The sequence below is a fragment of the Alteromonas sp. MMG017 genome, from assembly GCF_018100795.1.
GTDB lineage: Bacteria > Pseudomonadota > Gammaproteobacteria > Enterobacterales > Alteromonadaceae > Alteromonas.
This window is the reverse complement of record NZ_JAGJDY010000070.1, coordinates 1-444: the sequence shown is the minus strand read 5'-3', so window position 1 is coordinate 444 and position 444 is coordinate 1. Positions and strand designations below refer to the sequence as shown.

The 444-nt window shown below is 39.9% G+C and carries 1 pseudogene; it reads left to right on the top strand.

Annotation, left to right across the window (positions count from 1 at the left end):
* A pseudogene (locus tag J8L84_RS20270) lies at nucleotides 1–443 on the top strand (hypothetical protein); the annotation flags it as partial.
* Nucleotide 444: the final 1 nt, after the last annotated feature.

The following is a 444-nucleotide window of genomic DNA, read 5'->3' as shown; positions in this document are numbered from 1 at the left end:
ACGTTCGCTGGGACGCATACACGCGGGGCGGCTTCGCCATTATGCCCCACATGCCTGCGCCCGTTATTGGAAAGTTAGGTTTCAGGGAGAAAATTTTGAAGACAAAGGCTGTTTACATCTCTTTTTCTCTAATTGTGGCATATTCGATATTTTCTTATTTTGCGCCCGAATACATTGCAGATAATATTCTTAGGCTTAATGAAACCAGAGAACAATCACAAGTGGTTTATGAAGAACTAATCAAAGTAATTCAGGAAGCAGATGAACCATTGACTGAAGATATGGCAATATCTCTAGTAACTGAAAAGTTAAACTCTGAAACAGCAAGAATGGATGACACATACGCGCTCGTTGACCTTCTCAAATCAAAGACTTTTATATTGTTTGGACTCCTACTAATTCACATTTCAGTGTTGGTCAATGCACTTCGGTCAAGCAAATGAA